Origin of the sequence: Amycolatopsis sp. lyj-108 (assembly GCF_046549005.1) — a bacterium.
Taxonomy (GTDB): Bacteria; Actinomycetota; Actinomycetes; order Mycobacteriales; family Pseudonocardiaceae; genus Amycolatopsis.
Genome location: NZ_JAJPWQ010000004.1, coordinates 717402 through 724672, shown reverse-complemented (window position 1 = coordinate 724672; position 7271 = coordinate 717402). Strand labels below are relative to the sequence as shown.

Annotated in this window: 7 protein-coding genes and 1 pseudogene; 3 read left to right on the top strand and 5 right to left on the bottom strand. The window is 67.8% G+C overall.

From position 1 onward, the window contains the following. The 5 genes and pseudogenes from ACLJO0_RS19390 to ACLJO0_RS19370 all read right to left on the bottom strand — a co-directional run. Positions 1–242, bottom strand: a pseudogene (locus ACLJO0_RS19390) (HNH endonuclease); the annotation flags it as partial. A gap of 179 nt (positions 243–421) precedes the next feature. After that, entirely contained in the window at positions 422–1474 is a 1053-nt protein-coding gene (locus tag ACLJO0_RS19385; protein ID WP_410579871.1) for a response regulator transcription factor, read from the bottom strand. Positions 1475–1768: 294 nt separating this feature from the next. Next, positions 1769–1930 carry a hypothetical protein gene (locus ACLJO0_RS19380; RefSeq protein WP_410579870.1) on the bottom strand — a complete coding sequence of 54 codons (162 nt, stop codon included), beginning with the start codon at positions 1928–1930 and terminating at the stop codon, positions 1769–1771. 543 nt (positions 1931–2473) lie between these two features. Further along, positions 2474–4057 (bottom strand): AMP-binding protein, encoded by a 1584-nt coding sequence (locus ACLJO0_RS19375; RefSeq protein ID WP_410579869.1) that lies wholly within the window; start codon positions 4055–4057, stop codon positions 2474–2476. A 75-nt stretch (positions 4058–4132) separates the two neighbouring features. After that, entirely contained in the window at positions 4133–4693 is a 561-nt protein-coding gene (locus tag ACLJO0_RS19370; RefSeq protein ID WP_410579868.1) for a TetR/AcrR family transcriptional regulator, read from the bottom strand. Between the two features lie 125 nt (positions 4694–4818). Here ACLJO0_RS19370 and ACLJO0_RS19365 point away from each other — a divergent pair, with 125 nt between their 5' ends. The 3 genes from ACLJO0_RS19365 (at position 4819) to ACLJO0_RS19355 (ending at position 7265) form a co-directional block, all read left to right on the top strand. Continuing rightward, positions 4819–5523: an alpha/beta fold hydrolase gene (locus ACLJO0_RS19365; RefSeq protein WP_410579867.1), complete on the top strand. Its 705-nt coding sequence runs from the start codon at positions 4819–4821 to the stop codon at positions 5521–5523. A 77-nt stretch (positions 5524–5600) separates the two neighbouring features. Beyond that, complete coding sequence (locus tag ACLJO0_RS19360) at positions 5601–6245, top strand: flavodoxin family protein (RefSeq protein ID WP_410579866.1); 645 nt, start codon at positions 5601–5603, stop codon at positions 6243–6245. Then, positions 6246–7265, top strand: a complete 1020-nt coding sequence (locus ACLJO0_RS19355) for a LacI family DNA-binding transcriptional regulator (RefSeq protein ID WP_410579865.1) — start codon at positions 6246–6248, stop codon at positions 7263–7265. It begins immediately after the preceding gene. Positions 7266–7271: the final 6 nt, after the last annotated feature.

Genomic DNA, 7271 nt, shown 5'->3' with positions numbered 1-7271 from the left:
CGCTTCACGGTGTCGTGGGCCTCTGTGGGGGTGATGCGGGCGGTTTCGGCGAACCAGCCCGCGGTCGAACCATGCCCGAATAGCTCCATCGGGCCGCGGGATTCGATCTCCGTCAGGAACTGCCCGATCTCCGCCAACGCCTGTCGTGCCACCGACAACCGCTCCACGACACCGTGCGCGAGTTCGCGCGCACCGGCGCGCCACAGCTCCTGTGGCGGTTCGAGGATTCGTTGGCTGGACACCCCACAAGAATACCAGCGTTCGAACAGACGTGCGAATGTGAAGGTTGCTCCGGAATTGGTTTCGCATTCTGGTGAAGTGTGACGACAGGTGATAGTTGGCATATCCCAGCGTTAATTGGCATGGTGCGCTGTGCTCGGTCGACGGGACCTGCCATGTGGCCGGCCGACTGGCTGGCGGGTCAGTCTTGGTCGGGAATCTCGGTGTGCGTTTCCTGGCGCTCGTGGGCGTTGAGAATGTCGAGGGCTCGGCTGGCGTGGCCGTAGCCGGAATGTCGGGCGAGCAGCTCTGTCGCTTGTCCGGCAGATGTTGCCGGCACCTGGTACAGGTAGCCCCTGCCCCGCGCGGCGACGATCGGGCTTTCGCCCAGATCCGTCGGTTTCAGCTTCTGGCGCAGCCGATGGGCCACAACGTCCAGCGAGCTCATCGACGACGGTTTCTTATCCCACAGCGCGCGAGCGATTTTCTCCCTTGACTGGATCGCCCCGGCGTTGCGCACCAGCACTTCGAGAAAACGGAATTCCTGCCGGGTCAGCGGCACCGCGATGCCACTGACCCGGAGTTCGCCTGCTTGGAAGTCCAGATGGACGAAGCTGTCGGTGTAGGTCTGCTCGGCATGGCTGTCCGGACGGGATCGGCGCAGCACTCTGCCCACTCGGGTGGCAAGATCAGTCATTGAGAACGGTTTGACGATGTAGTCGTCGACGTGGCGTTCGAAGCCATCGAGCCGGTCGTGTAGCGAGTCGCGTGCGGTCAGGATTACCACCGGGATCGCGTTGCCGTAGGCGCGCACGTGTCGAACCCAGTTAAGAGCGTCTCCGGAGGGGACGATGCGGTCGAGGAGAAGCAGGTCCGGCGGGTCGGTGCGCACCCGCTCGTCCACGGCAGGCAGATCCCCCTCCTCCGTTACCTCATATCCTCGTGCTCGCAGCTCGCGCGCGACTATCCCGCGCAGATTGTCGTCATCCTCCAATACCAGGATCCGGCCGCGGGACTGGCTGTCGTGTGCGACGGGAGCACTCGCGCGCCACGCGGACGGCCTGTCGAACGGCTCGACGTCCACGGTCGTGGCGGTCGCGCCCTGCCTGGTCAGGAACGCCATGACCAGTTCGCGGCAGATGCCGCAGGTGCGTACCTCTCGGCCGTCCACGGTCACCACGAACTTTGCCTGCCGTTGGCAGGCGTGCCCGGCCACGCTGTTCACGCAGCGGCGCGCACTGCGGGCCTCGGCCATCCTGTCATCGCGCTCGCGGGCTCGATGGCCCGCCGTGCGGCATGCGGCCGAGCAGTACCGTCGGGGGCGTCCCCTCCCGGAGTTCGGGGGAAGCGGACCTCCGCACGACGGGCAAACGCCGACAGCGTCCCCCATCAGACCACCCCTCCCGGCTACGTAAGAATTCGATGTAACGAAACCATATTTCGTTACGGTTCAGGACCTGATCCTGCGTCTCCATTTGCACGCCGACCGCGCGTAAGGTTTCCTGGATGCGGTGGTGGTCCGGCCGCCATACGACGGCCGGACCTGGTGTTATGACCGCTTGTGCCGACCAGCGTTGACGATCATGTCACCAACCGCGATGAGCGCCCTTGCCACAACGGCAAGGGCCTCGTTGTCCTCCAGGGCAGCCGCGGCGAAGGCCAGCAGGCACAGCACCGGGCGTAGCCCCTTCCAGACATCAGGTTCCCTCACGCGGGCCACCTCGCGACCGGCTCGGCCAACTCGGCTGGACGACCTAGTCCCTAGCTTCCTCGGTCGAATCGATCGGCCCCGGACCTGACGCATCAGCAACCTCCTCTCGACAGCGAACGCGACCGTCGCGAACTGTCGCGACAAGCACGCGAAGGCCGTTCGACAGCGAAGGCGGTCGCGGAGCAGACAATCCCGGCACCAGAAGAAATGGCTCCTCACAATCGCGCGGCGCCATGCCGATCGACAAGGGCATGCAAGAAACCTCGCCTCCTGCGCGGAGGTTGCCGAACACGTGCGACCACGCCAGCGTCCTGCGCGACCATCACCGCGACATCCAAGTACAACGCTGAAGCTGGCAGACACCACGTGCTGCCAGCCATGCCGACTATCGACTGCACCTGGCCAAGAACTACAACGTCAGACGAGACGGTGATGCCAACTAACGCCTGTCGTCACATGAAGACGCGGATCGACGACGGACAGGTAAGGCAAACGAGGTGTGTCAAAGGGGAAGAATCCAGGCGAGTCCAATGTGGACAGAAGTCACAGCTCTCGCAACAGGTACCGCTGCAACTTTCCACTCGCATTACGCGGCAACGCCTCGATGAACCGCACGCGCCGCGGATACTTGTACGGCGCCGCGGTCGCCTTGGCGTGGTCCTGCAGTGCCCGCGCCAGGTCCGTGCTCGGGTCGGCGCCGGGACGTGGTACGACGAACGCCGTCACGACCGAACCGCGGTCGGGGTCCGGTGTGCCGATGACGGCGCATTCGTCCACGTCCGGATGGGTGAGCAGGACTTCCTCGACCTCGGGCGCGGCGATGTTGTAGCCCGACGAGATGATCATGTCGTCGCTGCGGGCGACGAACCGGAAGTAACCGTCGGCGTCGCGGACGTAGGTGTCGCCGGTGATGTTCCAGCCGCCGCGCACGTAGTCCTGTTGGCGCGGGTCCTCGAGATAGCGGCAGCCGGTGGGGCCTCGCACCGCCAGGAACCCTGGAGTGCCGTCGGGAACGGGTGAGCCGTCGATGTCGAGAACGGCCGCTTCGTAGCCGGGTACGACCTTCCCGGTCGCGCCGGGACGTGCGGTGTCGTCGGCGGCGGAGATGAACACGTGCAGCATTTCGGTGCTGCCGAGTCCGTCGATGAGCGGCCGTCCGACGACTTCCCGATACCGCTCGGCCACGGGAGCGGGAAGCGATTCGCCGGCGGAGACGGCCCGGCGCACTCCGGCCAGGAGTCGTCCGTCGCCGGCGTTCAGAATCGCCCGATACGCGGTCGGGGCGGTGAAGAGGACCGTGACGCCCTTGTCGGCGACGATGGCGGCGAGTTCCGCCGGAGTGGCGCGTTCGACCAGAAGCGTGGCCGCGCCCGCACGCAAGGGAAAGACCAGCAGGCCGCCGAGGCCGAAGGTGAAGGCCAGCGGTGGGGTGCCGCAGAAGAGATCGTCGGACGCCGGGCGCACGATGTGCCGGGAGAACGTGTCGGCGATCGCGAGCAGGTCGCGATGGAAATGCATCGTCGCCTTCGGGGATCCCGTCGTGCCGGAGGTGAAGGCCAGCAGGGCGACGTCGTCGGCCGCGGTCGGGACGTCGGCGAACGTGGGCGGATGTCGCTCCGCGCGGGCGGCCAGATCCGTTCCGTACGACACGACGGGCAGATCGGCCGGGAGTTCGTCCAGCAGGCGTTCGTCGCAAACGGCGAGTGCGGGCTTCGCGCGGCCGACGATCTTGTCGAGTTCGGCACGCCGCAGCATCGGCATGGTCGTGACGGCCACCGCGCCCGCCTTGAGCACGGCCAGCCAGGCCGCCGCGAGCCACGGGGTGTTGGTGCCCCGCAACAGCACCCGGTCTCCGGGGGCCACCCCGAAATCGGTGACCAGGACGTGGGCGACGCGGTTGGCGCGGGCCAGGACTTCGCCGTATGTCCACGTTTCGGCGAGGGAGAGCAGACAGGGCCTGTCCGGACCGAAGCGCGCCGCGGTGTCGTCGAGCAGTGCGGTCGCGGCGTTCAGCCTGTCGGGATACCGCAGTTCCGGCAGGTTGAACACGAACTCCGGCCACTGCTCGGCGGGCGGCAGCCGGTCACGGCAGAACGGGTCGACGTGCGCGCTGGGAGAAAGCCTCATCGTCGCCGCTCCTCGGTCCGGCCCCCTCCCGCGAAGGTAGCACTTGTTACGACCGTCGAGAAGACGCGATGAAGCTCAGGGGACGAGGTCGGCCACGGCTCGGTGCAAAGTGGCGCGCACGGTCTCGGCGTCGTCGAGGTTGCCGCCGTGAAGCGCGCCGTCGCGGAGAAGGACGAGAGTGCGGGCGGCGTGGTCCGGGTCGGCGTGGCCCGCGTCGCGTGCCAGGTCGCGAAGGACGCCGAAGAACCAGTCCCGGTGGTCGTCGATGACCTGGCGGACCTGGTGTCCGGGGTCGGGGTATTCGGCCGCGGCATTGAGAAACGGGCAGCCGCGGAAGTCGTCGTCGAGCGTCCGGTCGCCGATGATGCCCAGTGCGGCGAGCAGCGCTTCGCGGGCGGGTTTCTCGCTGGTCACCGCGTCGACGCCCACGCGGATCTTCTCGCTCGTGGTGCTCAGGTAGGCGGCGACGAGGTCGTCCTTGGTGGGGTAGTGGCGGTAGAACGTCGCCCTGGTCACGGCCGCCTCGGAGACCAGGCGCTCCACGCCGACGGCATGGATGCCCTCGGCGTAGAACAGCCGTGACGCTGTCTCGAGCAGCCGGATCTTCGGATGTACGTCCCGGTCGACAGTCGGCATTCCCCAACCGTAGAGAAAGAACGGTCATTCCACCAGGTCGTCTTCGTCACGTTGCGGAAGGCCATCGGGGCGAGCATTGTTCAGGCAGAAAGACCGATCGTTCTCCCTGATCTGAAGGAGCCACCATGACCAACCAGAAGCCCACCATCGTCCTGGTCCACGGTGCTTTCGCCGACTCGTCCAGCTGGAACGGCGTCGTCCCGAAGCTGCGTGAGCAGGGCTACCGGGTGCTGGCGGCGTCGAACCCGCTGCGCGGCATCGAGTCCGACGCGGACTACGTCGCCGACGTCGTCAACGGCGTGGACGGCCCCGTGGTGCTGGCCGGGCATTCCTACGGCGGCGTGGTGATCAGCCGCGCGGCCACCATCGCGCCGAACGTCAAGGCGCTCGTCTTCATCGCCGCCTTCCAGCCGGAGGCGGGGGAGAGCGTGTTCGAGCTGTCCGGCCGGTTCGAAGGCGGCAAGCTCGGCCCGGACACCACGAACGTCCTGGCTTCCCAGGGCGAGCTGTCGATCAAGCCCGAGAACTTCTCGGACGTGTTCGCGGCCGACGTCCCCGCGGAGACCGCCGACGTCATGGCGGTCACCCAGCGTCCGGTCACCGAACGCGCGCTCGCCACGCCGTTCGACGGCGAGCCTGCCTGGAAGAACCTGCCGTCGTGGGCGCTGATCGCCGAGCAGGACCACGCGATCCCCGCCGCGGCGCAGGCGTTCATGTCCGAGCGCGCCGGTTCGGAGGTCACCAGGACCGGTGCTTCGCACGCCGTCTCGGTCTCGCGGCCGGACGTCGTCGCGGAGGTCATCCTCGCGGCGGCCGCCAAGGTCGCCTGACCTCGGTCGCTTGACAGCGGAAACCTTCCCCGGAGAGACTGCAAAAGCGTTTTTGCAGTCTCTCCGGGGAGAACCACGTGAAGGTCTTGGTGCTCGATTCGAGTCCGCGTCGTGAGGGCAATTCCTGGGCCCTCGCCCAGGCTTTGGCCAAAGGGGCGGAGGAAGCGGGACACACGGTCGGCTTCGTCCGCCTTTCCGATTTCGTCGAGTCGCCGCTGGGGGACTGCCGCGACTGCCGGCTGAGCGACCGGTCCTGCGGCATCGCGGACGGTTACGAGCGACTGCTGTTCGACCACGTGCTCCCTGCGGACGCGATCGTCTACGCGACACCACTGCACTGGTACGGCATGACCGGTCGGCTGAAGTCCTTCTTCGACCGGCTTTTCTGTTACACCTCCGGCAGTTCGCCGCACACCGCCGAAGTCGTGCCCGGGCTGATGGACAAACGCGCCGCCGTGCTGATCTCCTGCGAGGAGAGCTACCGCGGCGCGACACTCGGGCTCGAAGCCCAGTTCCAGGAACTCACCCGTTACCTGCGTCAGGACCTCGCCGGGATCGTGGTCGGCGTCGGCAACAGCCGGGGCGAGGTGGAGCGCGATCCCGCCCGGCCGCTGGAGGCCGCGGCGGACCTCGGACGTAGGCTGGGTGACGCCCACGTCACCGACTATCGGCTGGACACCGACCGGCCGAACCGCGTTTGGGGACCGCCCGTGGAGGCCTGAGTGTCGCCGACCATCCGTGACGTCGCCGCGGCCGCGGGGGTCTCGATCACCACCGTCTCGCATGTGCTGAGCGGGCAGGGCCGGATCTCCGAAGAGACCCGGCAGCGCGTCGCGCGGGCGGCGGCCGAACTCGGTTACCAGGCCAGCGTGCACGCACAACAGCTGGTCACCCGGCGCAGCCGCACCTTGGCGATCCAGCTCGCGAACTCGGTCGACGCGGGCAGCGCGTGCGCGCTCGTGCCCAACTCGGACTACTTCCTCGAAGTCCTCAACGGGGCGGCCGAAGTGGCGTCGAAACGGTCGTACGCCTTGCTTCTGACGCCGAGGGAAGCCGACCTCGACCGGCTGAACGCCTTCGCCGTCGACGGCGCGATCCTGGTGGATCCCCGTGGGGACGAGCCGTTCTTCGCGACCGGCTGGTGCCGTGACCGGCCGCTGGTGACCGTCGGACGTCCGATGGCGGCGCCCTGCCCGGTGCCGGTCGTCGTCGACAACGACCTGGTCGCGGCCGCGCGGCTGATGCTGGATCACTTGGCGGACAACGGTTACGAGCGTCCCGCGATGATCACCACCGACACCCGCCGCTCCTATGCGGCGGATCTGGTCGCGGGATACCGGGGCTGGACGGAGGCTCGGGGCCTGGAGCCGGTGGTGGCCGAGATCGACGAACCGCCGACCACCGAAGGCACGGCGGAGGCGCTGGGCAGGCTGCTCGACCGGCGGGTGTGCCCGGACGCCGTGTTCACGACGTCGGAGAACCTCGCCCTCGGCGTCCTCCACGAGGCCCGTCGCCGCAGGCTCGCGGTGCCCGGCGCGCTCGGGATCTGCAGTGCGGTCGACAGCGGATCGCTCCGGCTCACCTCACCGCAGGTGACCGGCATGTTCGTGCATCCCCGTGAGGTGGGCGGCCGTGCGGCCACGGCGTTGATGGACCTCATCGAGGGGAAGGCGTCCGACGGCGAGCCGCGCCGGATCGAGGTCCCCGTGCGCTTGAACGCGCGGGAATCCACCGCTCGCTGAGTGTGG

Coding starts and splice junctions, on each gene's coding strand:
- ACLJO0_RS19385 (WP_410579871.1), bottom strand. CDS start 1,474: ATGGCCGAGGCCCGCAGTGCGCGCCGCTGCGTGAACAGCGTGGCCGGG.
- ACLJO0_RS19375 (WP_410579869.1), bottom strand. CDS start 4,057: ATGAGGCTTTCTCCCAGCGCGCACGTCGACCCGTTCTGCCGTGACCGG.
- ACLJO0_RS19370 (WP_410579868.1), bottom strand. CDS start 4,693: ATGCCGACTGTCGACCGGGACGTACATCCGAAGATCCGGCTGCTCGAG.
- ACLJO0_RS19365 (WP_410579867.1), top strand. CDS start 4,819: ATGACCAACCAGAAGCCCACCATCGTCCTGGTCCACGGTGCTTTCGCC.